Annotated in this window: 23 protein-coding genes and 1 pseudogene; 7 read left to right on the top strand and 17 right to left on the bottom strand. The window is 41.7% G+C overall.

Annotated elements, in window-relative coordinates:
- Positions 1 to 23: 23 nt before the first annotated feature.
- Together SD449_RS04275 and SD449_RS04270 are read right to left on the bottom strand one after the other, a co-directional pair.
- Entirely contained in the window at positions 24 to 971 is a 948-nt protein-coding gene (locus SD449_RS04275; protein WP_318308993.1) for a glycosyltransferase family 2 protein, read from the bottom strand.
- A 42-nt stretch (positions 972 to 1,013) separates the two neighbouring features.
- Positions 1,014 to 1,535 (bottom strand): DUF4199 domain-containing protein, encoded by a 522-nt coding sequence (locus SD449_RS04270; protein WP_318308991.1) that lies wholly within the window; start codon positions 1,533 to 1,535, stop codon positions 1,014 to 1,016.
- Positions 1,536 to 1,695: 160 nt separating this feature from the next.
- Here SD449_RS04270 and SD449_RS04265 point away from each other — a divergent pair, with 160 nt between their 5' ends.
- Positions 1,696 to 1,965 (top strand): type B 50S ribosomal protein L31, encoded by a 270-nt coding sequence (locus SD449_RS04265; protein ID WP_318308990.1) that lies wholly within the window; start codon positions 1,696 to 1,698, stop codon positions 1,963 to 1,965.
- Positions 1,966 to 2,048: 83 nt separating this feature from the next.
- Positions 2,049 to 3,227, top strand: coding sequence for a GlmU family protein (locus SD449_RS04260; RefSeq protein WP_318308988.1), 1,179 nt, complete (start codon positions 2,049 to 2,051; stop codon positions 3,225 to 3,227).
- Between the two features lie 60 nt (positions 3,228 to 3,287).
- Here the strand turns inward: SD449_RS04260 and SD449_RS04255 are convergent, their stop codons facing one another.
- The 5 genes from SD449_RS04255 to SD449_RS04235 form a co-directional block, all read right to left on the bottom strand.
- Positions 3,288 to 4,586, bottom strand: coding sequence for an amidohydrolase family protein (locus tag SD449_RS04255; protein ID WP_318308987.1), 1,299 nt, complete (start codon positions 4,584 to 4,586; stop codon positions 3,288 to 3,290).
- A gap of 197 nt (positions 4,587 to 4,783) precedes the next feature.
- A complete protein-coding gene (locus tag SD449_RS04250; RefSeq protein ID WP_318308985.1) occupies positions 4,784 to 5,533 on the bottom strand; it encodes a DUF6090 family protein in 750 nt (249 codons plus the stop codon).
- A 101-nt stretch (positions 5,534 to 5,634) separates the two neighbouring features.
- Complete coding sequence (locus tag SD449_RS04245; protein ID WP_318308983.1) at positions 5,635 to 7,680, bottom strand: amidohydrolase family protein; 2,046 nt, start codon at positions 7,678 to 7,680, stop codon at positions 5,635 to 5,637.
- A gap of 144 nt (positions 7,681 to 7,824) precedes the next feature.
- Complete coding sequence (locus SD449_RS04240) at positions 7,825 to 8,955, bottom strand: hypothetical protein (protein WP_318308982.1); 1,131 nt, start codon at positions 8,953 to 8,955, stop codon at positions 7,825 to 7,827.
- 298 nt (positions 8,956 to 9,253) lie between these two features.
- Positions 9,254 to 10,555 (bottom strand): alpha-L-fucosidase, encoded by a 1,302-nt coding sequence (locus SD449_RS04235; protein WP_318308981.1) that lies wholly within the window; start codon positions 10,553 to 10,555, stop codon positions 9,254 to 9,256.
- 234 nt (positions 10,556 to 10,789) lie between these two features.
- On the opposite strand from SD449_RS04235, the gene mtaB reads away from it, so the two are divergent.
- Positions 10,790 to 12,118 (top strand): tRNA (N(6)-L-threonylcarbamoyladenosine(37)-C(2))-methylthiotransferase MtaB, encoded by a 1,329-nt coding sequence (gene mtaB / locus SD449_RS04230; protein WP_318308980.1) that lies wholly within the window; start codon positions 10,790 to 10,792, stop codon positions 12,116 to 12,118.
- Between the two features lie 58 nt (positions 12,119 to 12,176).
- Here the strand turns inward: mtaB and SD449_RS04225 are convergent, their stop codons facing one another.
- Complete coding sequence (locus SD449_RS04225; protein ID WP_207070000.1) at positions 12,177 to 12,470, bottom strand: GNAT family N-acetyltransferase; 294 nt, start codon at positions 12,468 to 12,470, stop codon at positions 12,177 to 12,179.
- Between the two features lie 166 nt (positions 12,471 to 12,636).
- Here SD449_RS04225 and SD449_RS04220 point away from each other — a divergent pair, with 166 nt between their 5' ends.
- Together SD449_RS04220 and SD449_RS04215 are read left to right on the top strand one after the other, a co-directional pair.
- Positions 12,637 to 13,299, top strand: a complete 663-nt coding sequence (locus SD449_RS04220; protein ID WP_318308978.1) for an alpha/beta hydrolase family protein — start codon at positions 12,637 to 12,639, stop codon at positions 13,297 to 13,299.
- A 48-nt stretch (positions 13,300 to 13,347) separates the two neighbouring features.
- Positions 13,348 to 14,313, top strand: a complete 966-nt coding sequence (locus SD449_RS04215) for a lytic transglycosylase domain-containing protein (protein ID WP_318308977.1) — start codon at positions 13,348 to 13,350, stop codon at positions 14,311 to 14,313.
- 10 nt (positions 14,314 to 14,323) lie between these two features.
- Here SD449_RS04215 and SD449_RS04210 read toward each other — a convergent pair whose 3' ends face one another.
- The 8 genes and pseudogenes from SD449_RS04210 to SD449_RS04175 form a co-directional block, all read right to left on the bottom strand.
- Positions 14,324 to 15,598 carry a DUF418 domain-containing protein gene (locus tag SD449_RS04210; protein WP_318308976.1) on the bottom strand — a complete coding sequence of 425 codons (1,275 nt, stop codon included), beginning with the start codon at positions 15,596 to 15,598 and terminating at the stop codon, positions 14,324 to 14,326.
- Positions 15,599 to 15,689: 91 nt separating this feature from the next.
- Positions 15,690 to 16,349 (bottom strand): peptidoglycan DD-metalloendopeptidase family protein, encoded by a 660-nt coding sequence (locus tag SD449_RS04205; RefSeq protein ID WP_318308975.1) that lies wholly within the window; start codon positions 16,347 to 16,349, stop codon positions 15,690 to 15,692.
- Positions 16,350 to 16,482: 133 nt separating this feature from the next.
- Positions 16,483 to 17,007 (bottom strand): permease prefix domain 2-containing transporter, encoded by a 525-nt coding sequence (locus SD449_RS04200; protein ID WP_318308973.1) that lies wholly within the window; start codon positions 17,005 to 17,007, stop codon positions 16,483 to 16,485.
- A 3-nt stretch (positions 17,008 to 17,010) separates the two neighbouring features.
- Positions 17,011 to 17,340, bottom strand: coding sequence for a PadR family transcriptional regulator (locus SD449_RS04195; protein WP_318308972.1), 330 nt, complete (start codon positions 17,338 to 17,340; stop codon positions 17,011 to 17,013).
- Positions 17,341 to 17,662: 322 nt separating this feature from the next.
- On the bottom strand, positions 17,663 to 18,307 hold the full coding sequence (locus SD449_RS04190) for a hypothetical protein (RefSeq protein ID WP_318308970.1): 645 nt from the start codon (positions 18,305 to 18,307) through the stop codon (positions 17,663 to 17,665).
- A gap of 147 nt (positions 18,308 to 18,454) precedes the next feature.
- Positions 18,455 to 18,637: pseudogene (locus tag SD449_RS04185) on the bottom strand (DUF2892 domain-containing protein); the annotation flags it as partial.
- A gap of 179 nt (positions 18,638 to 18,816) precedes the next feature.
- Positions 18,817 to 20,103, bottom strand: coding sequence for a metal-dependent hydrolase family protein (locus SD449_RS04180; RefSeq protein WP_318308969.1), 1,287 nt, complete (start codon positions 20,101 to 20,103; stop codon positions 18,817 to 18,819).
- Between the two features lie 184 nt (positions 20,104 to 20,287).
- Positions 20,288 to 20,803: a DUF2892 domain-containing protein gene (locus SD449_RS04175; protein ID WP_207033012.1), complete on the bottom strand. Its 516-nt coding sequence runs from the start codon at positions 20,801 to 20,803 to the stop codon at positions 20,288 to 20,290.
- Positions 20,804 to 20,970: 167 nt separating this feature from the next.
- Here SD449_RS04175 and rpmH point away from each other — a divergent pair, with 167 nt between their 5' ends.
- Both rpmH and carB read left to right on the top strand, forming a co-directional pair.
- Entirely contained in the window at positions 20,971 to 21,129 is a 159-nt protein-coding gene (gene rpmH / locus SD449_RS04170; protein WP_072882462.1) for a 50S ribosomal protein L34, read from the top strand.
- Between the two features lie 95 nt (positions 21,130 to 21,224).
- Positions 21,225 to 24,077, top strand: a complete 2,853-nt coding sequence (carB, locus tag SD449_RS04165; protein WP_318308960.1) for a carbamoyl-phosphate synthase large subunit — start codon at positions 21,225 to 21,227, stop codon at positions 24,075 to 24,077.
- A 53-nt stretch (positions 24,078 to 24,130) separates the two neighbouring features.
- Here carB and SD449_RS04160 read toward each other — a convergent pair whose 3' ends face one another.
- Positions 24,131 to 25,540 carry a hypothetical protein gene (locus tag SD449_RS04160; RefSeq protein WP_318308958.1) on the bottom strand — a complete coding sequence of 470 codons (1,410 nt, stop codon included), beginning with the start codon at positions 25,538 to 25,540 and terminating at the stop codon, positions 24,131 to 24,133.
- Positions 25,541 to 25,575: the final 35 nt, after the last annotated feature.

Raw genomic sequence — 25,575 nt, 5'->3', positions numbered from 1 at the left:
AAAAGTTTGAAGGGTTTTGAAGTTTAAAGGTTGATTTTATCGGAGATGTTGTATCGGGTATCGTTTTTTCTGGACCGTACCATGATCTCTCCTATAAAACCTGCCAAAAACAATTGGGTACCGATGATCATCGCAGTGAGCGAGATGTAAAATTGCGGGCGTTGTGTAATCAAGCGTCCGGTCGGGTTCAAAAATAACTTATCTACCCCCAAATAGAGGGCAAAACCAAAACCAACAATGAACATGAGTACGCCCCAAGCCCCGAATAGGTGCATGGGCCTACGGCCAAATTTGGATACGAACCATATGGTGATCAAATCCAAGAATCCATTGATGAACCGTTCCACCCCAAACTTGGTGGAACCATATTTACGTGCTTGGTGCTGCACCACTTTCTCGGTGATATTGGAGAAGCCTGCATTTTTTGCCAAAACGGGAATATATCGGTGCATTTCGCCGGATACCTCGATGGTTTTTACCACCTGCTGCTCGAAAGCCTTGAGGCCGCAGTTAAAATCGTGGAGTTTGACCCCAGATGTCTTACGGGCCGCCCAATTGAAAAGTTTGGAGGGAATGTTTTTGGTGATGACAGAGTCGTACCGTTTCTTTTTCCAGCCGGAAACCACTTGTCGGCCTTCTTGGACGATCATTTGGTACAATTCGGGAATTTCTTCCGGATTGTCCTGCAGGTCGGCATCCATAGTGATGACCACATCGCCTTCCGCGGCCTTGAAACCGGCATGGAGGGCCTGCGACTTGCCAAAATTTTTCAGGAAACGAATGCCTTTCACGTTTTCGTTGACCTTGGAAAGCTCCGAGATGGTTTTCCAAGAGGCATCTGTACTGCCGTCATCGATAAAGATGATTTCATAAGAAAAATGATTGGATTGCATCACCTGTACAATCCAATCATGTAGTTCTTTAAGCGATTCTTGCTCGTTAAGTAAAGGAATTACAATGGAAATCTGCATTGTTTGATTCTGGAATTCCTTTCAAAAGTAGTATTTTTTGTTTTAGTAATCGGCTTTGGACTTTTTCAAAATCAAGCCGGTAATCAGACCTATTACCAATCCGATCACACAGTTCATGATCAAGAGCACGGGATACTGGATCCAAGCAAAGCTTTTTTGCATTTCCACCCCTTGTTCCCATTGTTCCTCGGTCATGTTGGGGTTTTGGGCCATGGCCTTTGGTTTGGCGATTTCCATCACCTTGTCCATGTAATCAGGTTCAATAAAGTTGGTCAGTACAAATTGATAGAGCAAGGAGATTACCGCCCCGATTAAAGCGATTCCAACGGCGACCTTTAGCGCTTCCGAAATGGTCAAATAGCCCCCATTCGCCTTTTTGTATGCGTTGACCGCAAAAAAGGTGATCGCGGCCAAGATCACAATAGAGATCACGATAACAGCTGTGCTGGTCTCGTAGTGCATTTTTTGGGTGTACAGCATTACGCCGAACACCACAGAGATTAGCCCTAACAACAGTCCGTAGTTAAGGGCAAATTTTCCGGTTTTTGGTGTTTGTTCTTCCATTATTTTTAAAATTAGTGTTGCTTACAGAAGGTTAGTTATCGAATGTCTACATTTGTTACAGATAAATTTAACTTTATTTTTTTAGTGATTTTAAGTTGGAGGTCTCAAAGAAATCATTAAATTTGCACCCTGAAAATTCTGAGATTAAGCATTTAAGACGATGAGAAAAGATATACACCCAGAAAACTATAGATTGGTTGCTTTTAAAGATATGTCCAACGAGGATGTGTTCATTACAAAGTCCACTGCTGAAGCGAAAGAGACCATCGAGGTTGATGGTGTTGAATATCCTTTGGTAAAATTGGAAATTTCAAGAACTTCCCATCCATACTATACTGGTAAGACCAAATTGGTCGATACCGCTGGTAGGATCGATAAGTTCAAGAACAAGTACAAAAAATTCAAGAAAGAGGAGGAGGATACCGAGTAGGTCATTCTTTTTAACGAAATATAGGAACGCTCTCGATACTTTTCGAGGGCGTTTTTTATTTTTACACTATTCAAAGCTGAGCTATGAACTATATCCTTTCCGACGGCAATCACCGCGAAGACCTTTTTCCATTTACATTTACACGCCCCGTATCCGAGATTCGGGTGGGGATTTTGACCATTAGTGAAAAATGGGAGAAATGGCTGAACGCTCCTGTGAGCCATCAGACCGAGGCATACCTTTCGGAAAAATTCCCGTTGACGGTCACTGCGGAAAATACCGTGATCAATGGAAGCTATTTGCCCAATGAAAGTTTGGTGGAGGCCATCAATGGTTTAAAGATGGGCGAAGCTTTGATAGGCGACGATAGCTACATTGCTTATGTAACTGAGGATCTTGAAACAGGTTTTGAGGAATCTGGATATACCGCTGTTCCTTTTGATGGAGAGGTGCTGACCATCAAACACACATGGAATATCTTTTCCAATAACGCAGCAGCGCTACAGGCTGATTTTGATGTGATTACGAAGGGAAGAACGAGCCAGCCCATTTCCGATACCAACCAAGTAAAGAATCCCGAGAATATTTTTATCGAAGAAGGTGCTTCGGTGGAGTTTTGCATTCTGAATGCCTCCACAGGTCCCATTTACATTGGCAAAAATGCCCTAGTGATGGAAGGCTGTATGGTCCGTGGTGGATTGGCCCTTTGTGAAAGTGCCATTTTAAAAATGGGAGCCAAAATCTATGGGGCGGTTACGGCGGGACCTGGGTGCAAGCTCGGCGGAGAGGTTAACAATGCCGTGCTGTTCGCCAACTCCAATAAAGGTCACGATGGTTTCTTGGGGAACTCCGTGCTAGGGGAGTGGTGCAACATTGGGGCGGACACGAACACCTCCAATTTAAAGAACAACTATGCCGAAGTTCGGCTTTGGAACTACAAAACCGAAGGTTTTGCCAAAACAGGACTTCAATTTTGCGGGCTGATGATGGGCGACCATAGTAAATGTGGCATCAACGTGATGTTCAATACAGGGACCGTGGTAGGGGTGAGCGCCAATATTTTTGGTAGCGGTTTCCCCAGAAACTTTATCCCCAGTTTTAGTTGGGGCGGCGCTACGGCAGGGTACACCACATTTAAGACCAACAAGGCGTTTGAAGTGGCCGAGGCCATGATGAAGCGCCGCAACATGGAATTTAACGATACCGAAGCCAAGATTTTGGAGCATGTGTTCGAGTTTACACAACGATGGCGGAATTACTAACTAAAATATAATTACTGACTTTGATAGCAAGGCCTTTATTTGAATATCTTGAATGGATTTTCAATCAGTAATGTTCTTTACAATCTCCCCTTCTTTCATTACAAAAACCACGTTTTCAAGAGCTTCTATATTTTCCAATGGATTTTCATCCAAAGCGATTATATCCGCAAAATACCCACTTTGAATAAGTCCGATTTTTTCTTTTCCTGACACAAGATTTCCTGGATGCATGGTTGCAGATTGCAAGATTTGTAAATTGGTCATGCCTGCCTCTTTATATGATTGGTAGGTCCTAACTGCAAGTTGTCCTCGTGTCAATTCATTATGGCGATAATACTTGTCCGATCCAAATGCAATTTTGACCCCAGCTTGCAACGCTCTTTGTATTCGTTGTTGATACCTTCTAACGCCTATTCTGTCGGTGGGGACTAGATATGTTCCCTGATTTGCCATTATATCCAAAACCTCTTTGGAAATGGTATATCCGTGTTCTATGGAATTAACACCTGATTTGACTGCCAACATTGAAGGGCCATCTCCATGAGTGGCATGGGCAGCTACCTTAAGCCCTGCTCTGTTCGCTTCCTCAACAATCATATTCAACTCTTCTTGGCTCAACACAAGAAAATTGTTATTTACGATTACCTTGATACAATCCGCACCGTCATATATGGCTTGTCTGACTGCTTTGCGAGCGTCTTCGATACCGTTTATGGCAACATATTCCTTTGGAATGATTGCACTTTGTGCCTCGTACGTCATCGTAACAAATTGTCCCCCGATTGGAGATAGAGCTCGGGTTGATGCAAACATGCGTGGTCCAACCGCCCAACCTTGATTGATTGCGTTACGTAAGGATATTGCGGCCCCCATCCCTGAGTTTCCTAAATCCCGAACGGTTGTAAAGCCTGCCATGAGCATTTCTCGAGCATTTTTGGCACCCAACAAAGCGCGGTCCCCCTCACTACGTAACACGGTTTCTGCGATGGTATTGGAACCAGGAACTATATCAAGGTCACGACGATATTCATGGCATAGGTGGGTGTGGGCATCGATCAAACCAGGAATGATGTATTTATTCGAGATATCAATGATTTCAAACCCGTCTGGAATTTTAAGGCCGTCACCGATTTTTTCAATTTTCCCGTTTAGAATGTATATGGCGGGATTACGTATGGTGGTGCCACTTTCAACATCTATCATTGCTTTTGCCAGCAACACCATCGGTTTTTCACCGTTTTCAGTCACTTGGCCATGCATATAGATACTTGTAAAAAGAAGTACAAGGATGGTTGGGAACAATCTGCGCTGAATTATTTGCAAAGATTGCAGAGAGTTGAAAAAAATAGGAGTTTTCATGGATTTTACACTTTATTCTATTTACTCATAAAACAGGGAAGTGTTACATGAAGTGTTTTATATCAATTTCTAAACAGATACCAAAATGTATCATCATTTAATGTCTTTTTTTGATTTATGCTACTTTGGTCGGAGACGTTGGAGGTTCTTAAAGTAAGACAAAAGAACCATTGGGCTGTTTTATGAACATTGAACTCTTATTGCACATTCTCATAAGTCTCGCACTGTTCAATAATGGCGGTCAATCGAGCTTTGGCATCTTGGTAATAATTCAACATAAACCCATTGATAAAAACCCGATTGGTAAGGTAGTTTTCAAACTCAGGGTTGCGCAACAACTCCTCGTTGTCCTTTTTAAATTTGGAGGGGCTGAGTTGGAACGGCGTTCCCGAAAAAAGGTTCCTGTTCAGGGAGTGCTCCAAGAGAAAATCAAAATATTTACTTCCTCTAGTCACATAAAAATCGCCCCAATCCAGTAAGTTGGCATAAAAGGTTTCCCATTCTATCAATAATATCTTCAATTCTTCATTGGACAGGTTGGACAATTTCCCCGAGTTCTTAATGTTGCCCAAGGTATAGAGGCTGGGGTCCCAAACGGACATTCGGGAAGTCATACTCACCAGACTATCTACCTTTTTTAAGGTACCGTATTCGTAATCGGGACCAGTATGGTCCAAAAGGCTGTTGCATGAGTTGATGACGCCCTGGATGGCCATAATGTCCCCATTGAGGGTGCTGAGGTTTTTTTCAAACTCCAATTTTAGGCCAGCAATGGTGGCTTTTTCTTCCTGATAAAGTTTTTGGCTTTCGTTCCAGTTGTTAATGCGCAAAGCGATCAAAATACCGATGACCACCAAAAAAATCTCGCCCAGGGCATAAAGCAGGTATCTACTGAACTTATTTTCGGTCAGTAAACGTTGCCGAACCGTACGAAAGAATCTGAACACTTGAGGTTAGTTTTTCTAAAGATATGATTTTTATGGATTTAGGAAACAAAAAAAGCCAGTAGCAACTCGCTACTGGCTTTTCGTATATCATTTTTATGATGCTATTCCTTAACCTCTGGTTTTTCCGTAAAAGGAGTAATGCCAAAGGCAGGGTACACCTCGGAAGGATAGTAAAAAGTTCCGCCTCGCGACACCATTGCAATCGTTTTGATGGCCTTGATATCCTCGACAGGGTTGCCGGGGACCAAGAAGAAATCGGCCAGTTTTCCTGGCTCAATGCTTCCCAAACTTTCGTGTCCCATGTACTCGGCCATGTCGTAGCTGGCCAATTTTAGTACTTCGGCAGGGGTGTAGCCCAATTGTTCGGTGTACAGTTCCAATTCGCGGTGCAGGTTAAAGGCTCCGCCCAAATCGGTTCCCGCCACGATCAAAATGCCCTTGTCCTTCATCATCTTAAGGGTCTCTACAATTTTATCGTAGGCTTCGCGGTATGCCTTGTCCTCTTCGGCATCGGCAATCTGGGCCAAGGCCACTTTTAGGCTACGCTGCTCGTTGGGGGGCATGTTATCCACATAATCCAGTGCGCCGGGAGTAACCTCGCCGTTACGGGAAAGCATCAAACGCTCGTGTATGGCCAAGGTAGGGTCCATTGCCGTTTCGTTTTCGACAAAAAGGTCCATGGTTTCCTGTACCTTATCACTTTCCAGATCTAGTTCAGGGAAACGCTTCATGGCGGTCAAACGCAAAAGGGTACGGGTATCTTCGTCCGGCTCTAGTACCCATCCCAACATGGTCTGGTTAATGTGGGTCATTTCATCATACCCGGCACGTAGCATGGCATTGGCATTGGAGAATGCAGGAACGTGCCCGGCTACGAACAAACCTTGGTCGTGCGCCTTTTTTACAATGGCGGGCGCCCACTCGCCGTTCATACTATTGTAGAGCTTAACGCCATAAAAACCTAGGCTATCGTAGGTATCCACAGCGGCCAAGGCCTCTTCTTGGGTCTCCACCAAAATTCCGTTATTGCTATTGTATGGGCTTTTTCCTTCAATAAATCCAAGTCGGGTCACACGAGGACCAGCTAAAATGCCCGAGTTTATTTTATCGATAAGACTGTTCAGCACTTCGGTGTTGTTCCCCATATCGCGGAAAGAGGTAACTCCCGCCAAAATGTTCAACAGGGCACCATTATCGCCGGTGTGGGCGTGCATTTCATACAATCCGGGTACCAAGGTCCCACCGTTGCCCTCAATAACCACTTCGTTATCTCCTGTTGCATCGGCTGCTTCGATGGCCGTTATTTTTTCACCTTCCACCACTACGGATACAGGGTCGGTCACGGATAAGGTCTTCGGATCAAAGACTTTCACATTTTTGATACGTACTTTTTTATCGTAGTTGTGGGCGTACTCTTTTTGAAGTTTTTCGTAGCGTTCTGCAGAATAGTTTTCGGCCAATTGGCGCAGGTCCTTTTCCTTGGTTTCGTAACCATCGCGCACCACAATGTACCGTGGAGAGATATAGGCAAAGAAGCGGTCGCTATCATCCATGATAAAGTAGGAAGGATTCATTTCGGCGCCGGAAAGTGCGTAGGTGGTCAAGCCCAGTTCGCCCTCTCCCGATGCATTTGGAACGGTGAGGTCTTCCATTTTGGTCAGCGATAGGTTCCCCGCAGGAAGTACGGGCAAGGTATTTTCGGGTGCATCCATCAATAAACGGGCCGCCAAAACAGCGGAGTAGGGGCTGCCAAATTGGTTTACGTAGAGTTGTGGCGTATCCACCGAAGCACTTCCCGAACCAGTGGCATCGGTCCAAGAGGCTTCATTGCCCTCGAGGGTAAATTTTTCGTCAACGGCATTACCAAAAGTGGTGTTCCCGGTAATTTCCCAACGTACTGGATAGCCCTCGGCGTTCAGCACTATGGTTTCTTTCATGGTAGGGCCACGTCCGTTGTTCTTGTAATCATAGTCGATATTGATGGTATCGCCAGAGGTTTCAGCCTTCAGATAGCCTACTTTGGTCTCGCTGATGATCACGGAGTAGGTTTCTTCTCCTTGGTAATCGGCCAGGGAAGAGGTTGGTTCTGTTTTACAGGAATAACTGGCCAGCAGAACTAGCCCGATAAGAATTGTTTGAAATTTCATAGGTTGGAATTATTTAAAGTTTGAAGGTAGCGAATTTTGATGGTTTATTGATTGATTTGAAGGGTAAACCGATAAAGCACTAGTAGTGTCATTATGGTTTGCCTACATAATGGAACTTTGAGACGAACCACTAGCGGATGATGTTCACTCCATTGTTCCTGTACCGGCAATTGAATCGTTCATCACGGGAGGCGCTCCATCAAATTTTATCAACTGCGTGTTATAATCTATGGTCGCTTTAAAATGTTTCAACAGGGAACCTCCAATGGCACCTTTCACCACTTTGTCCATGGAATGAACCATACTTTGGGACCATATTTCATCATTTCGTCTGGCAAAGAGCACTGGGCCTACTTCATGGGTGCCAATCCTTACCAAGGGTACTTCGATTATATCCCTTTCAAGGTCGGAGGTGGGATAGATTTTCCAATCAGGGTGTTTGCTTTTCCATTCATCAAAAATGGATGATGCAATGAACGATCCTGCCATGGTCTCTTTTTGGATGTTCAATAACTTTTTTCCGTTATCCGACAGTACAAAGCTGGCGCCTGTATCAAAAAGGACATCGATGGATTCATCGTCCACGCTGATTTCCATACTGGGATGACCAAAAATAATGGACCCATGGTCATTTTTCTTCAATCCTATCTTTTGAACATCGGGATGTGAAGAGTCGCTTGTTTCCAGCGGAGTATTCGTCCAAATCTCCTGATTTAAGTAATCAATGGTCCATGATTTGCCCATAAAAAATCCCTGTCCAAGGAAAGCATCCATTTGCGGCATTTTTTCGGATACCATTTTTAGTTCACCATCCATGGGAGGAATCATTAAAAAAGACTTTTTTATCGGGGCAAAGGGTGTACGGATAATAAAGTTTCGCATGGGATAGGGGCGGGGCAACTTGGAATCGGTCACAATATCGTCGAATAAAACATAGTCAAAAGGCATGACACCTTTTAAAAGTCCTGTTCGTACATGCGTTGCAAGATGTTCTCTTTCGGTGATTTTGGGAAGTATCATTGAAAAGCCTCCACCGGTATCACAATAAGCCAGAACCGTATCGTTCTCGAGCAGTGGGAGTTTAAGAAAAAACCGAGCGCTGTCCAAGAACAAGGAAGGCAGTTCCATAGGATTTCCCGGACGTTCCGGAATGTCGGCAAATAGTTTGGACTCCATTATGTTTCCGTCCAATTTCTTGACCACAAAAAACTGGATGACAACGATTAACAACAAGAAACCGATTATGAGTAGAATACGCTTGATGACCCTTTTCATTTTGAAACAAATACTAAAAATTAAAACACATAATTTATTTGCCAATTGGGTGATGCAATGGCAAAAACACCTAAAGGTGGTTGTTTGAAAAGGGGCTAAAATCTGCGCAATATGGTCGGGTATTACCGACCGGGGCTAAAATAGGCATAAAATTGATTATGGTTTCCTTTTTGTTTTGGAATTTAGTTCAAATCCAGTGGTTTAGACTCTTTTCGAACGGTAGTTCTCATAATGGCGAAGACCATGAGTTGATTAAATGCAATTTACTGTTATACGCCTGTTGAACTTTCGCTTTACTTTAGTTTGTAGTGATTTCCAAGACAAAATCTGCTTGATCGTAATCCCGATTCTCGGGAAGCTCGACCAGTGTGCCATAGGAGTTGGTATTATGTTTTAGCTTTTTCTTGGATTGAAAATCAATCACACTTTTGATATTGCCCTCGATGGTCGGGAAAAAGAAGTTATCCGTTTTCCAATCCATAATGTGGATATAGATCTTATTCGCTTTGTAGGTGGATACGCCCCAGCTTTGTGGAGGAATGGGGCCACCTCGTGTTCCATAAATGGTTTCACCATATGTATCGGTCCATTCCCCGATAACCTCTAGGGTCTTCACAAATTCTGGTTGAATCTTACCATTGGGCATTGGGCCCACATTCAGCAAAAAATTGGAATTGTAGCCCGCCGCCTTTACCAGATATTGAATCAGTTCCTTTGTGGATTTATAGGCTTTATCCTGCAGGGAAAACCCCCATCGGTGCGCCATGGTCTCTGCGGTTTCTAAGGGTAATTTACCCACTTCGGAGTCTGCACTGAAGCCTCCTTTGTTTTCACCGGGGAGGTCTTTTTCAAACATTTGAAAATCTTCACCTTCATTGGGCGCTTGGTGGTGATTGCTGCCTATCATGGCCTGCGGCTGCAGTTGATGGATGAGGTCGTAGGTTTTTCTAAGCTGCCAATCTGCCTCTTTTTTGTCCCACCAGCCATCAAACCAAATACCTCCGATCTCTCCGTAATTGGTCAGCAGTTCGGTAAGTTGTCCGTTCATATAATCCAGATAGTTTTCCCAGTCGCCGTTGTTGGGTCTTCCCGCTTTTTTGCCCGTATCCCCCCTGGGATAGTAATCGTTGTGGTGCCAATCCAATTGGGAATAATAGAGGAACAGTTTTAGTCCATGTTTACGGCAGGCTTCGGCCATTTGTTTGATGATATCTTTTTTGTAGACCGTCCTGTCCATAATGTCCCAGTCCGTCAATTTACTATCGAACATGGCAAAGCCATCGTGGTGTTTGGTGGTAATGGTGATGTACTTCATGCCTGCGGATTTGGCCAATAGCACCCATGCCTCGGCATCAAATTCCGTGGGATTGAAAAACGCGGGTATTTTTCCGTAGGTCTCCTTATCGATGGATTGGGTTTCCATGACCCATTCGTGCACGCCCAAAACGGAATACACACCCCAATGGATGAACATCCCGAACTTTGCGTCTTGAAACCACTCCCTGTTTTCGAGGTTTTCTTGGGTTGGTTGGTATTCTTGCGCTATCGATGCGTTACCTATGATCAGTGAAATCAGGGTCAGGAATGTGATTTTTTTCATGTGCTTTTCTCATGGTCGGTATGAGCTAACAAGTTAGGTAAAAGAAGTCGGAAGTCGGGGTTTAGATTTAAGTTTCAATTACAATGAACAATGAGCAACAAACAATGAACAATTACCAAAAATCCAACAACCGAACCATCGCTTGCACTTTTACCATCAACCCAACCATTCAACCATTTGCGATAACTCCCAACAAATCACTATCTTTGCGCCCCTTAAACATAAGGCAGGTTTATGAGCAAAAAAGTTGCATTTTACACCTTGGGCTGTAAACTCAATTTCTCCGAAACTTCTACGATTGCACGAGGTTTTGAAAAGGAGGAGTTTGAGCGTGTGGACTTTTCAGAGACTGCGGATGTGTATGTCATTAATACCTGTTCGGTAACCGAGAATGCCGATAAGCGTTTTAAAACTATCGTAAAACAGGCCCAAAAGGCCAATCCGGATGCTTTTGTGGCAGCCGTTGGTTGTTATGCCCAATTAAAGCCAGAAGAGCTTGCGGAAGTGGATGGCGTGGATTTGGTTCTGGGTGCAACCGAGAAATTCAAGATTACCGATTATCTGAACGATTTGACCAAAAATGATAAGGGTGAAGTGCATTCCTGTGAAATCGAGGAGGCCGATTTTTATGTGGGCAGTTATGCCATCGGTGACCGTACCCGAGCATTTTTAAAGGTTCAAGATGGGTGCGATTACAAGTGCACGTACTGTACGATTCCCTTGGCCCGTGGAATTTCTCGTAGCGATACCTTGAACAATGTACTGAAGAATGCCGAGGAAATTGCATCCCAAGATATTAAGGAAATCGTACTGACAGGGGTCAATATTGGCGATTACGGAAAAGGGGAGTTCGGCAACAAAAAGCACGAGCATACCTTTTTGGATTTGGTAAAAGCCTTGGACACGATAGATGGTATACACCGTCTTCGAATTTCTTCCATTGAGCCCAACTTGCTCAAGAACGAGACCATCGATTTTGTAGCCCAGAGCAATTCTTTTGTGCCCCATTTTCACATTCCATTGCAAAGCGGAAGTGATGATATCCTTAAAAAAATGCGCCGTCGTTACCTGTCCAATTTATATGTGGACCGAGTAAAGCGCATCAAGGAGGCCATGCCGCACGCCTGTATTGGGGTGGATGTGATTGTGGGATTCCCTGGTGAGACGGATGAGCATTTTTTGGAAACGTATCATTTCCTTAACGAATTGGATATTTCCTATCTCCATGTGTTTACCTATTCCGAAAGGGACAACACCGTTGCTGCGGATATGGACGATGTCGTACCCAAAAAAGTACGGAGCAAACGAAGCAAAATGCTACGTGGACTATCCGCCAAAAAGCGAAGGGCATTTTACGAGAGTCAATTGGGTTCTGTACGAACTGTATTGTTTGAAGGGGAAAACAAAAAAGGCTATATCCATGGATTTACCGAAAACTACGTGAAGGTAAAGGCGCCTTGGGACCCGAAGTTGGTCAATACCCTGCACCAAGTGGAGCTTACCGACATTGATACTGATGGCTTGGTGCGGTTCGAATTTGTTTCCAGTGAGATTATGGCATAAAAAAACCTCCTAAAAAAGGAGGCTTTCAATACTTTTTCAAATCTGATGGTTAGGTCTATCAGATGCGTATACCAACGGGTAACATTTCCTTGTATTGCCTGTTTTTTCTCAAGAAACCTGCAATTTGAGGACTAGTGGGCACAACTCTTAGATTGTTTTCTTGGATTTCGTTCAAAACCGCTTTGATAAAATCCTCTTTGAACCCCTCTTCTGTAATTTCTTCCGGAATTACCAACTTGGTCAAAAATACTTTACGCTCCTGTGAAGAGTACTCAATTTTGGCTAAATGCCCATTGACCTTAGTTTCAAATTGACGCAAGAAACTATTGTCAGTGATTTCAATTGTTGTCATATAGTACTTGTTTTTTTAAATGACTTTATGGATTCACCTTGAAAAGGCATTTCCATTTTCCCCTAATAAAAAAAATGTATTCGTTAAGCGGGGTCGGCTGCAAAAGGGATACAAAATTAGTCAAAATATTGCTAATTTCCTAGTACTTATGGATATTTGATGCCATATGTCCGATAATAAAACCCATATTTACCTGATGCCCGGAATGGCGGCCAACCCTTCAATTTTTGATGAGATCAAACTTTCAAAAGATGATTTCTCCGTACACAAACTGGAATGGTTCGTACCAGAGAAAGGAATGTCGCTTACCGCATACGCCCGTAAAATGTGCGAGAACATCCAAGAGCCCCAACCGGTATTGTTGGGTGTTTCTTTTGGTGGCATGCTCGTACAGGAAATGGCCAAAATCATAAAAACCAAAAAGGTAATCGTGGTTTCTTCCGTAAAGAGCAAACACGAACTGCCCAAAAAAATGATATTTGTCAAGTACACCAAGTTCCATAAACTGTTGCCCACTAGCTTGGTGAACAATGTGGAGCTATTGGCCAAATATGCTTTCGGGGAAACGGTCACCAAAAGACTGCATTTGTACGAGAAGTATTTGAGCGTACGGGACAAGTACTATATCGATTGGTCCATAGATCAGATAGTAAATTGGCAACAGGAAGAGCCACCCGCCAATGTGGTTCATATTCAAGGGGAAAAAGATCCCGTTTTTCCCATAGCGAACATCAAGGGCTGCATTGTAGTGAAAAATGGAACCCATACCATGATAATCCACAGGGCTAGATGGTTCAATGAGCATCTGCCCACAATTATTTTGGAATAATTTCGTCTTTATAATAGTATCTTTACGTAACATTTTAATTGGGAAGACATGAAACACTTAAAAAACATATTGGCTTTTATTGGATTAATAGCTGTAGTGAGCACGCTTATTTTTGCCGTGCAGTCGAATGAGGTTGATGAAAAACCGGCGGTAAAGGAAGAAACCGTAAAGAATGATAAGAATGTGGCGGATACCTATCAAATCAGTGCCATTGAGATCCCGAAGGATTTAAATTTTGCAGGGGAGGACGTACCCCAAGATGACCCGGAAATCATGGAGCGGGTTGATAGGGAATTTTTGGTGAACACCTACTGGCAGTCCAATGCCCTTTTGTTGATGAAGCGGGCCAATAAATATTTTCCGATTATGGAACCCATTCTTAAAAAGAATGGAATCCCCGATGATTTTAAATACTTGGCCGTGGCCGAAAGTGGTCTTGAAAATGTGGTGTCGCCAGCTGGTGCCACTGGTTTTTGGCAGATAATGAAAGGTACTGGGAAAGAATATGGCCTGGAGGTGAACGATAATGTGGACGAGCGTTACCATATTGAGAAAGCGACCCAAGTGGCCTGTGATTACCTGAACAAGTGGAAAGAGCGTTTTGGCAGTTGGACGCTGACCGCTGCAGCTTATAATGCCGGACCTGCGGGCATTCAAAAGTATATGGACATTCAGCAGGTGGATGATTACTACGATTTGCTGTTGGGGCAGGAGACAGGACGCTACGTGTTCCGTATTTTGGCCATTAAGGAAATTATCTCCAACCGTGACAAATATGGTTTCCAATTGGATGAAGGAGATATGTACGAAAAAGTGCCCACCTTTAAAGTAGAAGTGGATACTACAGTGACCAGTTGGGCGGATTTTGCGGAGCTTTACGAAATCAATTATAAAGTTCTTAAAAGGCACAACCCATGGTTGCGCGAACCACATTTGAACAATGCTTCCCGTAAAAAGTATACCATCGAAATTCCGAACAAAGGATATTATCGTGTGGGGAGTACGGGGAAATAGATTTTTTGAATTACATTTTGATTGAGTGCCTTTTATTGGACTGTAATTTCCAATAAGTCAAACTTCGCCAAAGCCATTCAAAAGGGCCAAAACGGTAATGTTTAAGGATAATTGGACTGTACCAAAGTTGCAGAAACCAAATGATTATCACGACAAAATACAATTGGTAATAGCTTAATACATTGTAAAAATCAAGACCAAAACCATAAAATATCAGCGCTAGGAACAAAGACTGTAAAAGATAATTCGTGAGCGCCATTTGTCCTATCGCTTCGAGTCTTCTGAAAAGTGGTTTCAACCAGCCTTTTTGATAAATAAGACAGATGACTGCCACGTGTCCTAAAGCCAATGCAATTCGCTGTATATGGTAAATCAAAAAGGTGAAGGTTATCGTTTGATTTTTGTACATCATATGCCTGGCCTCATCCTGGCCATGTACTTCCAATAAAATATACCAGTCATAGCACATAAGGGGAATGCCGATAAAGTAGCCCCAAAACACAGTTTTTGTGTATTGCCTTTTAGACCATTTGTTACTGAAGAAACCCAACTGGAACAAAGCCATGCCCAATAGCATAAGTGGGATATTATCGGTGATTCTGCTTATGAATTCTTTGGTCTGCCCTTCGAAAACCTTGGGGTAGACTGCGTTGGCAACATCAACATAGTTTCCTTTCATCAGGGCTTGTTCTTGTTTTAGTTCTTGTAAATATGTGGTGTCTTTAAAATTTGAATCTATCTGTGTGGTTTCTTCATTTTTAGATTTCAGATATTCTTTTCTATCCATTCGGTATTCTAAATTGCTATTTACAAACCCAATCAATATCACCAGAGGCATTGCCCAAAGCTTATACCGAACGGGCATGTTTCTAAAGAAATATAAAATGGTTCCAGCAACAGCGTACATAAAGAGAATATCATACTTAAACAGCAGCACGTAGCCATTGAATAATCCAAAAAGTAGCAACCAGAACATACGCTTAAAGTGCAACTTCCATAACCCTTTGGTATTTTGTTGCTCCTTGTTTTTTAAAAACAACAAAATTCCTGCTCCGAATAGCATACAGAAAAGAGCCCGCATTTTTCCTTCGAAAAGGCCTTGAACAAATATGGTGGATATGAAATCGGCGCTTAGGTAGTTACTAATAAGTTCTTGAAACAGGATTTCGTCCCAGTATTGTCCTCCCACATATACATTCATTAAAAGGATACCTAAAATGGAAATACCTCGAATGGCATCAATGATTCGGATGCGCTTGGTATCGGCAATGGGTTTGGTTTCCAAACAGCTGAGTTAAGGTTTCGAACTGATTGTGAAGATAATAGGATTTATTTAAAACTCCATTTGTTCTTTTTATATAAAGGAGCGAATCTTATCAATAATTAAACAAAAAGTAAGGCGAAGGAAAATAGGTTTCCACTTTGGGTAATAATGTTGGTGAAACATAGCCCCAATCGGAATACCCAGCATCCATCGCTGCTTGGGTTAGGATTTGTAAATGGACATGGCAAAACCAACCACCGCTATCTTTTTCCTGACCGATGTTAGCAAACTTTTGTCCCGCCGTGATTTTTTCTCCAGCATGAACCAAGTGCGGCGTTTTCAAATGCCCGTACAAGGAATAAAAAACAACTTCATTGATGTTATGTTTTAGGATAATGTAGCCACCGTAATTGCCAACAGTGGTTTCTTTTCCTGTTTTATAGACTTCGGCGTCCAGCGGGGAATACATTGGGGTATCAAAGGGAACGATGATATCCAGACCAAGATGGTAAAACCGTTGCTCCTCTATAATATTGGGATAGGCCCTTAAAAGGCTTTTGCGCTCTTCCAAATACCTGCCAACGCCCCATTGGTGGGACGATGCATACAACTCATCAAAAACCATAGTATTAAATTCCTCGAAATCGAATAGATTGTATTCCAAGGTTTTTGGGTTGTTTGATGAAAAATCGAAGAGGTAAGGCTTTCCTTTAAGAAAATCGCCAAATAAAGGATAAATATCTACGCCATTAAGGCAGAGCGGATAGTACATAGTTGAAAAATAACCTCAAAAATAACAACTATTCAGTGTGAAAGGATGGGTCGGGTCTGAATTATATTTAATTTTTAGTCAGGCAGTTTTGTTTCCATCAAATTGTATATGAAGCTATCTGTACTTTTATTCCTTAGCTGCCCGCAAATGGTGTCCCGAAGATGCCAACGGCAAGTTCTGCCCAAACCATAAGTAAGACAGCGAACAATGCAATTCCCAAGATAATTCGATATCGCAAGGTTTTTATTTTCCTTAAAATGAATTCAAGCACGAGTCCTGTGCCGATCAATAAAATACCTACAACGAGGAAATCAAAAATCGACCAATGTACCTCATTGGTAAAACCCATGGCGATAAGCGGGATGGACAGAATTGACAAGGCAACGGCCAAAATAGTGATAAGTCTTTTGTTTTGATGAGTAAGTTCCATAGTATCTGTATGTGTTAAATGATAAATATTCCCAATAATAGCTGGACGAAATAAAAAGATAACATCTTTTATAAAGAGTCTGTTTGCTTTTGCGTAACCGTATTTTAAATAATAAGTATTGAACCGCTCCATTAAATCCCCCTCGATTTCTTCACGAAAATCGGGATGGCAATACCAGTTAAAGAATGCCAATGCAATTCGTAGCGGCTTATGTTCTTTTGGGTTCATTGCTTAAAAATTGAATGATAGCTTGGGTATGGCATTCCAAAGGGAATTTCTTTGGGCTTTTGTCAGGTCAAGTAATTCTTGACCCTCCACGGTAATTTTATAGAGACGTTTTCGTTTTCCGCCCCGCTCATTGGTGGCATCACCAAGATCTGATTTCAACAAACCTTTCTTCTCCAGTCTTTTTAAAACGGTTTGTATTGCTCCCAAGCTGACATTCCGATCCAACCGCTCTTCAATTTCTGAGATAATGGTTACGCTATAGGCATCACCGTTGAGTATGGCTACAACCAGTAAAACAATCTCCTCAAATTCACCAAGTGTTGCTTTGTTCATTCCAATATATTTACCACAAATGTAGTTAATATAATTTAATAAACTACATTGTAGTTAAAATATTTCACAAATCAGAAATATACTCCTTTGAGTTTGCTGGTTGAAAAATCAAAGATGTATGGTTCTCCTTTTAAGAAATCACTAAAGGGTGTATCTTGATGCAATTGAGGTTGAGTGGGTAGTACATATTTATGAATTGGTAAATAAAAAAATACACTTCTTTGCCGAGAGTAGTGAAGCTAATGACTTTTTATAGAAATTCTCAAGAATATGTATTGCCAAATAGAATCATTGGTATACATATTTTGGCAATATTAGAGTTTTATTCCATTGTTTCAAAGTAGTCTTCTATCACATCTCTTGTTCTTTTAATAGATTCAACAGTTTTTTCAGCAATAGTTTTCAAATCAGTTTCAGTGTAATCTTTTTTGGCAACATTAAAGAACTCATCATATTCATAAATAGCCTCACCTGATTGGTCAGTAAAGTAGTAATCATAATATTTATAGTAAATTTTTGTTGCTTCCATTAATTCAACAGCGTAAACCGCTAAATCGGAAACTTCATTTTTGACTTGTTTAGGAAAAAGGAATTTTTCTCGAAGAATTGATTGATATATTGTATTAAATGATGATTGCCATTCAGATAGACTCTCTTTTTTATACTCAACACTTTTTTGCGATGATTTTATATCAGTTATATTAATGCTAAATAAGACAAAATCAGAAAGTTCATTCATTATTTTAGCAAGAGATTCTATTTGTAATTGATTGAATTTTGAAAATTTTATCTCGGCTTTTTTTAATTTGTTTTTGAATCGTTCAACGGTTTTGGTTACGTAAATAGTTTGAATTATTTGAGACACTACCGTCAAAATGAAAAAGACAATCAGAATAATATTTATGTGACCTTTTAATTCTGCAAAATAGGTCTCAATAAGGTTAGTAATTAATTCATTTGCATTCATTTGTTCCTTTTTTCATTTTAAAGTCTTTATTAGAATTATCCTAACAAGATTTTAAAGGAAGATAATCGAAATTCTACAAATAAATTTCAGACTTTAATACAACCTATAATTAAACTGTATTATTTCCAATCAATAAATAAAAAAGACCTAAATCTTCTTCATCTGCTGTTGCATCATCTTGATCTGGTCGGTAAGCATGTTGTTCTTGTCCAATTTCTTGGCCTCGTTCAACAATTGGGTAGCTTCACGCTTTCTGCGCTTTTGCATGGCAATGCCCGCCAAGCTCAAATTGACCATGGCCACATCATAATCCATGGTAAGCCCAACTTTTTAAAGTACTTTTTAGTCTGGGGTCAGGATTTTTTTGGAATTGCACTTATCGGGTAAGTATAAGCTTAGTGCGGGATTGGAAGCACTCTACTTTCAGTTTAACCTTATGTTTGTTAAAATTCAATTCGTTTTAATTTAGCACTTTCGCCCGCATTATGCTTATACGATGTTGGCAGGCGTTATTTCTGTTTATAAATTACCCCGCTTTTCATTACGAACTCAACTTTTTCCAGAACAGTAATATCCTCTAACGGGTTTCCCTTTACTGCAATAATATCAGCCCATTTACCGGCTTCAACCGTGCCCGATTGCTCTTCAATTCCAATCAGTTCTGCAGCATTGATCGTGGCAGTCTTTAAAATATCTGTTGGTTGCATTCCTGCTTTTTGCATCAATCTGAATTGTTCTGCATTCCTTCCATGAGGATACACTCCGGAATCTGTACCAAAGGCAATTTTTACGCCTTGTTTATAGGCTTTCCGAAAGTTAGTTTCTATTTGTTCATATAAATCTTGATTATTAGCATCTAACATTTTATCAGTGTAATCACTATTCAATTCAAAGAGGTCATAATGGGCTGAGAGCAAATCCATGACGAGATAAACATTGTGCTCTTTCATCATTTTAAGTCCTTCATTGTCAATTATTGTTCCATGTTCTATGGAATGCACCCCAGCCTTGATAGCGTTTTTTATCCCTTCTGCACCATGGGCATGAGCCGCTACTTTTAAGCCATTTTTTTCGGCTTCCTCCACAGCAATTTTTATTTCTTCTATGGAATAGGAGGCTGCACCTGGAATGGTTCTACTATCAAACCCTCCTGTTGCGGCAATTTTTATTACATCCACCTTGTTTCTGATATGAAGCCGAACTTCTTTGCGGACTTCTTCAATACCATCAGCTACTGCTGCCGGGTCTTGTTTGAGTGCAAGTTGAGGGCTCATCCAGTTTTCCCAATCACCGTGTCCACCAGTAATACTGAGCGCCGGACCACTCACGTACATTCTTGGGCCCGGGATTATTGATTTATTAGTTGCTTCGCGCAAGGCAACATCACTGTAAAAATGACCCCAAACATCCCTTACTGTTGTAAATCCGGCCTCGAGTGTTTTTTTAGCATTAATTGTACCTATAATTCCAATAGCCGCAATAGGTAACTCCCAGATATCAAAAGACTTATCATAACTGTTCATGGTAAGGTGTGTATGACAATCGATTAGGCCAGATAATACTGTATAGTCAGATAAGTCAATCAAATTTGAATAGTTATCTTTTTCAGAAGCAGACGCGAGTTTTACGATTTTACCTTCTTTAATTACAATTAAGACGTCTTTTTTGAGTTTGCCTTCAGCTACATCAACAAGATTTCCTGCTAAAATTACTGTTAAAGAATCCTGAGCATTCGATTCCCCAATTGAAATGAGCATCAATAAAAGCGGAATTATGGTTGTTAATAATTGTTTCATTTTCGTTTCTATAATGGCTGCCAACTATTAAGCTAAACGTCGTTTTAATGACGCTTTAGCGACAGATAAGTGAAGTTAAATTTTTTCTGGTTAAAATTCCAGAGGAAATTGACCAATACCTCATTTGAATTGAAGAATCGCCAATTCAACAGAAAAAGAAAAGAAAGATAAGGAGGAATAAAGATTAAATTTTCTTCATCTGCTGCTGCATCATCTTGATCTGGTCGGTAAGCATATTGTTCTTGTCCAATTTCTTGGCCTCGTTCAACAATTGGGTGGCCTCACGCTTTCTGCGCTTTTGCATGGCAATGCCCGCCAAGCTCAATTTGGCCATGGCCACGTCGTAATCCATGGTGAGACCATATTTCAGGGCCTTTTTAAAGTACTTCTCCGCCTGGGTCAGGTTTTTTTGTGAGTAAATGATACCGTGCAGGTAGTTGTAGTAGCCCACTTGTTTTTTGATCAGAGCAGACTCAGGGTTCTTTATTTTATCAAGCCACCCTTGTACACCTTCCAAATCCTGCTTCCTCATTTTAAGAAAGGCTAAAAGGATAAATTCATTTCTAAAGTAAAGGAAAATGAAGACCAGTGACAGCAAGATCAATGCAATTCCGTTGCCAATGTTGCCTTCCACAAACTGGTAAACGGCATAAGCGATAATAAGAACTGCAATGGCAAGCTTGATATTTTTATTGAACATTGTGTTGTGTTTTTTACCTTTAGTTAAGCGCAGGCAAAAGTACTAAAAACTTAATTAAATATTTTAAGTTTGGGCTTGCCAAAGTAAAAAGTCTTCGTATATTTGCGCCCAGAATTTTTTAGGGAAAAGTAATTTCCCATCAACAAAATCCATAAAACAGTTCGGAAATGAAAAGAACGTATCAACCATCCAAAAGGAAGAGAAGAAACAAGCATGGTTTTAGGGAGCGCATGGCGACTGCCAATGGTAGAAAAGTTCTTGCGAGAAGAAGAGCCAAGGGAAGAAAAAGATTAACTGTTTCCTCTGAGCCAAGACATAAAAAATAATGATAGTATTTATTATTTAAATTAAAGGTGTTACTTTTCTAGGTAACACCTTTTTTTTGACATATAAGCAAATAACGAGAAACCCCTATAGAAAAATGCCCAAGAGAAAAGACTTAAAATCCATTTTGATTATTGGTTCTGGCCCAATCATTATCGGTCAGGCATGTGAGTTCGACTATTCTGGTTCCCAAGCACTTCGCTCCCTAAGAGAGGACGGTATCGAAACCATTTTGATAAACAGCAATCCCGCCACGATCATGACCGACCCGACTATGGCGGACCACGTTTATCTAAAACCTTTGACGACCAAATCAATCGTTGAAATTTTACAAAAACATCCAAATATTGATGCCGTTTTGCCAACAATGGGCGGACAAACGGCACTGAACCTTTGTATCGAGGCCGACGAAAAAGGCATTTGGGAAGATTTTAATGTAGAAATCATTGGGGTGGACATTGATGCCATCAACATTACCGAAGACCGTGAGAAATTTAGGGAATTGATGCTTAAAATAGGTATTGGAATGCCTCCCCAAGCATCAGCAACTTCATTCTTGAAAGGAAAGGAGATTGCCCAAGAGTTCGGTTTTCCATTGGTGATCCGAGCTTCGTTTACCCTAGGGGGTGCCGGGGCAGGTATCGTTTACGATCCAGAACACTTTGACGATATGCTCAGCCACGGCCTCGAAGTTTCGCCGATACACGAAGTAATGATCGACAAGGCCTTAATGGGGTGGAAAGAATACGAGTTGGAGCTGTTGCGTGACAAGAACGATAACGTGGTAATCATATGTACCATAGAAAATATGGACCCGATGGGTATCCACACTGGGGATTCCATCACCGTAGCACCTGCCATGACCCTTTCCGACCGAACTTTCCAACGCATGCGGGATATGGCCATCCATATGATGCGCAGTATAGGGGATTTTGCGGGTGGATGTAACGTACAGTTCGCTGTAAGCCCGGACGAAAAAGAAGATATTATAGCCATTGAGATCAACCCGAGGGTTTCGAGGTCATCCGCTTTGGCATCAAAAGCAACAGGATATCCCATTGCAAAAATAGCGGCCAAATTGGCCATCGGTTATACTTTGGATGAGTTGGACAACCAGATAACCAAATCCACTTCCGCCTTGTTTGAACCGACTTTGGACTACGTAATCGTAAAAATACCACGTTGGAACTTCGATAAGTTCGAAGGTTCCGATAGAACCCTTGGGCTTCAAATGAAATCAGTAGGAGAAGTGATGGGTATCGGAAGATCGTTCCAAGAAGCCTTGCACAAAGCCACGCAATCCCTCGAGATCAAACGTAACGGATTGGGAGCTGATGGAAAAGGGTACAAGGATTACGAGACCATTATCGAAAAATTGAGGGTGCCAAGTTGGGATAGGGTTTTCGTCATCTACGACGCCATTCAACTTGGAATTCCGTTAAAACGAATACACGAAATCACCAAAATAGATATGTGGTTCCTGAAGCAATATGAGGAATTGCACTTCTTGGAAATGGAGATTTCAAAATATACCATAGAAAGCTTACCAAAAACATTGTTGCTGGAAGCCAAACAAAAAGGCTTTGCGGACAGACAGATTGCACATATGTTGGATTGTTGGGAGAGCGAAGTACACAGCAAACGTATGGACATGAACATCAACCGTGTGTACAAACTGGTCGATACCTGTGCTGCGGAGTTCAAGGCTGTTACCCCTTACTATTATTCAACGTTTGAAGAAGAGATAGAGACACCAACTGGTGAGCGCTACGTGGCCAACGATAGTGTGGTTACCGATAAGAAAAAAGTAGTGGTATTGGGTTCAGGTCCCAATCGAATTGGACAGGGAATTGAGTTCGATTACTGCTGCGTACACGGGGTGTTGGCAGCGGCAGAATGCGGTTACGAGACCATCATGATCAACTGTAACCCAGAAACCGTTTCCACGGATTTTGATACGGCGGACAAACTATACTTTGAGCCCGTTTTCTGGGAGCATATCTATGATATTATTCTTCACGAAAAACCAGAAGGCGTTATTGTACAGTTGGGAGGACAAACTGCATTGAAATTGGCCGAAAAACTGGATAAATACGGAATCAATATCATCGGAACCAGTTTCCAATCCTTGGATTTGGCAGAGGACAGGGGAAGTTTCTCCACCTTGCTGAAAGATAATGACATCCCTTACCCAAGATTCGGTGTGGCAGAAACTGCCGATGAAGCATTGGATCTGGCAGAGGAACTTAACTTTCCATTGCTCGTTAGACCATCGTACGTGCTGGGAGGACAGGGAATGAAAATTGTCATAAACAAAGAGGAACTAGAGGCCCATGTGGTTGATTTATTGAGGAAGATACCGAACAATAAACTGTTATTGGACCATTATTTGGATGGCGCCATTGAGGCAGAGGCGGATGCCATTTGTGATGGAGAGGATGTCTACATCATTGGTATTATGGAGCATATTGAACCCTGTGGAATTCACTCTGGCGACTCCAATGCCACCTTGCCACCTTTCAATTTGGGTGAGTTTGTGTTGCAGCAAATAAAGGATCACACCAAAAAAATTGCATTGGCGCTCAATACGGTAGGTTTGATCAACATTCAGTTTGCTGTGAAAGATGATATCGTTTACATCATCGAGGCCAACCCCAGGGCGTCTCGCACGGTACCGTTCATCGCCAAGGCTTATAAAGAGCCTTATGTGAACTATGCCACCAAAGTGATGCTGGGAGAAAAGAAAATCAAGGATTTTGACTTTAAACCGCATCTAGAGGGCTATGCGATAAAACAACCGGTATTCTCATTCAATAAATTCCCAAATGTGAATAAAAACTTGGGGCCAGAAATGAAGAGTACAGGGGAGAGCATTCTGTTTATAGATAGCTTAAAGGATGATGAATTCTACAACTTATACTCTAGAAGAAAAATGTACTTGAGCAAATAAGCCAGTCATAATGTTTTAAAAAAAAAGGCCGCTATTTTTAGCGGCCTTTTTTTTTAGTTATTGGATTCTAGCTTGAGTAATCTTTTCTCAAGGGACTGAATAAGCTTATTTTGTTCGGTCAGCTTTTGGTTCAGCACTTTCAGGCTATCGATTTCCTTTTGCTGTAGAATGGAATGTAGTGTGAGCTCTTCGATTTTTTGAAGCAGCGTTGCATCCATTTCCCCAAGGTTTATTCCGTCTTTTTTGATTTTTTCAGCACTAGGCACATTGGGCAGGTGTCCGTGCTCCTTAATGTAGGCCTCTACTTCTTTTAAACTTTGAAGCTCATAGTCTTTCAAAAAGACAAAATCCGGCCAGTTTCCTTCCAGTTCCACTTTAACTCCTTCGGCAACCATGTTTCCGGCTACGGCCAGCATGTAGCCCTGAGTATTGGAAGTACCTATCCCAACATTGCCGGTTGAATACGATATATCGCTACCCGAAGTTGTCCAAGGTGAAGAGCCTGAAGCTAACGGAGAACCATTGATGAGGATGTTCGTTGCGTTGATAGTTCCATCAACATCCAGAGCATAGCCAGGGGTTGGGGTCCCAATTCCTATATTACCTGTCGTGTAGGTAAGGTCATTTCCGTTTGTGGTCCAAGGGGATGAAACCACATCGGTTCCATTGATACGAAGCGTTGTGGCATCCAACACATTGACATCTACATTTCCATCAGTATAAGAAATATCACTTCCCGTGATTGTCCATGGTGAAGTAGTGTTTTCCAAAGGAGTGCCGTCCAATAAAATATTGGTAGCGTTTAAGGTGTTTACGTCCACATCTCCAGTGGTAAAGGCGATATCACTCCCTGAAATGGTCCAAGGGGATGAAACTACATCGGTTCCATTGATACGAAGCGTTGTGGCATCCAATACATTGACATTTACGTTTCCATCTGTATAAGAAATATCACTTCCGGTGATTGTCCATGGTGAAGGAGAGTTTTCCAAAGGAGTGCCGTCCAATACGATATTAGTGGCATTAAGGGTTTCCACGCCCACATCTCCAGCGGTATAGGAGATATTATCCCCGGAGGCAACCCAAAATGAAGGAGACCCTTCAAGTGGCGAACCATTGATCAATATACCTGTCGCATTTATGGTTCCGGATACATCTAGCGTGTAGGCAGGATTATTGGTTCCAATTCCAACATTTCCACCAGAATAGAAAACGGAGTTCCCGTTCAAATTCCATGGCGAACTCTGTACAGGCGTACCATCTATGGATAGATTGGTAACATTGAGCTCTGTTACCAAAATTTCCGTTGCACTTAAAGTTCCGTTCACGTCCAGAGCATAGCTTGGATTTGGGTTCAAAGTTCCTATCCCTACACTTCCGGTTGCCGGAAAAGAATTTTGCCCGTACGATGCATAGCAAAGGCAAAATAGCATGAGGATATAAAGTGGGGTTGACTTTTTCATATTGAATTTAATAGTTATTTTAAAAATAAAAGTTG

Origin of the sequence: Flagellimonas crocea (assembly GCF_033441595.1) — a bacterium.
GTDB classification, from domain to species: Bacteria; Bacteroidota; Bacteroidia; order Flavobacteriales; family Flavobacteriaceae; genus Flagellimonas; species Flagellimonas crocea.
Note: the sequence above shows the minus strand (reverse complement) of the source record. Positions and strands in the feature narration are given on the sequence as shown.